Raw genomic sequence first — 1,780 nt, forward strand, 5'->3', positions numbered from 1 at the left:
TCGAGCCCGATGTCACGCAGCCGACGGTCGGCCGTGATGGGGCCCACATCGATGACGGTGACCTCGGAGAGCGCGGTCTTGACAAGGTCGACGAATTCGGGCGTGAGGGGCGGCTGGGCGTCCATGCGAGATTCCTTCCGTGCGTTGCCGGGACGAAGATTCCCGGGTACAAAGGAACCTCCTGCAACTGCGACGAAACCGCTTCGCGCACAAGCCCGTCGGCACACCACACCCTGCCGGGTCGACTGCCTGGGCCAAGTCGAAAGGAGACTCTCTCACCCATGCTCCGACACGAAGTCGAGGCCAAGCTGCGCGAGATGGCCAGCAAGGACCCGGAGTTCCGCAAGAAGCTCATCGCCGACCCCGCGGGCACCATCACGTCGACCCTCGGTATCGAGCTCCCCAAGACCCTGAAGCTGCGCGTCATCGAAGAGGCGCCGAACGAGGGCATCCTCGTGCTGCCCCCTACCTCGTTCGAGCTCAGCGACGACCTTCTCGAGGCCGCCGCGGGCGGGTACTAGCGCTTCAGATCGGTCTCGATCGGCGGTACGTCGTTCGGATCGTGCCAGGCCGGAACCCCCCAGAGATACTGGGCGCGCGGGCGTCTCACCGTCGGGAACAGCTCCCGGTAGTATGCGGTGAGGCGCTCGTTTGCTTCCGGCGCGCGCAGATCACCCGCGGCCTCGCGCCACTCGGCCACCGTGGTGAAGCGCTCGTCGAAGCGCTGCGTCAGCACCGTCGCCGGGGGCGGCTCGACCGGCTCGGCGTCATCGAGGGCCCGCTTGATGTGCTCGAGCGAGTACTCGCCGGCACGAGCCAGGTAGTCTTCGGCGTCATCCGGATGCATGTGGCACGCATAGACCATCCAGTCGGGCTGCATGCGCTTGAGCAGCAGTCGAAATCCGCCGCGAAAGGGCTGAGGCCCCATCGGGTCAGACTTGCCAGACGGGAAGAGCAGGGCGAAGCCCCCCTGCGCCATGCGCTCGATGCCCCCCTGAACGAAGCCACGGGCGCCATCGAGATCGTCAGAGACCCACTGCACCCGCTCACCGCCGATGACGTTCTTCACCACGTCGGCGCCGCTGCCGCTGGCAAACACGATGCCGTCGTCACGGCGCTCGAGCAGGCGCATGCAGAGCAGCGGCTCGAGCCCTCCGGCGCGGTTGCAGATCATGAGGCCCGGCGTGGCATTGACGCGATCGCGCATCTCGGCGAAGCCGTCGCGGCCACGGGCGACCCAGTCGACCTCGATGTGGTTGCGACGCAGCCAGCGATCGCAGAGGAAGTGCAGCCGACGCAGGTTCTCGTACATACGCTGACGTGGTTTGGCGAGGCGCGGCGTGCGTCCCTCCCGCGGACGCGACGCACGCCGCGGCGGGCCTGCCGCGATGCCTCCGTCTGCCGCGCGCGATCAAGTCGTGACTGCGCTCGCAACAGGAATGCACTTCCGGCGCGCGAATCAGCGTCTCTCTCGCGCCACGGCCTCGCCGTCATCGCCACAGCCTCTACCAGGAGACCCGCCCGTGAAGCTGCTCATCGCCGCCTGCTGGGGCACCGCCCCCCTGCATACCGCTCCCCCCGTGGTCGAACGGGCCAAAGCCCTCGCGCTGGCCTTGATGGCACGCGGCCACGAGGTTCTGCTGCACTGCGCTGAAGCGCCCCAGAGCTTCTCGGTCGAGGGGGCCGTGGCCGTGCGCGACGAGGTCGACCTGTCGCCCTGGATTCCACCCACCCCGTTCACCCAGCGGCTCACCAACCTGGGCGCCGAGCGCGTCATCGT

General features: G+C 68.1%; 3 protein-coding genes. 2 read left to right on the forward strand and 1 reads right to left on the reverse strand.

Features of this window, described 5'->3' with window-relative positions; genetic code table 11:
• The first annotated feature begins 281 nt into the window (after positions 1-281).
• Positions 282-521 (forward strand): NHLP leader peptide family natural product precursor, encoded by a 240-nt coding sequence (locus EB084_24745; protein NDD31473.1) that lies wholly within the window; start codon positions 282-284, stop codon positions 519-521.
• Here the strand turns inward: EB084_24745 and EB084_24750 are convergent.
• Positions 518-1,312, reverse strand: a complete 795-nt coding sequence (locus EB084_24750) for a hypothetical protein (protein ID NDD31474.1) — start codon at positions 1,310-1,312, stop codon at positions 518-520. The genes EB084_24745 and EB084_24750 overlap by 4 nt on opposite strands.
• 211 nt (positions 1,313-1,523) lie before the next feature.
• Between EB084_24750 and EB084_24755 the strand changes: the two genes are divergently transcribed.
• A partial coding sequence (locus EB084_24755; GenBank protein ID NDD31475.1) for a hypothetical protein occupies positions 1,524-1,780 on the forward strand: 257 nt, incomplete at its 3' end.

The sequence above is a fragment of the Pseudomonadota bacterium genome (assembly GCA_010028905.1).
Lineage (GTDB): Bacteria > Vulcanimicrobiota > Xenobia > RGZZ01 > RGZZ01 > RGZZ01.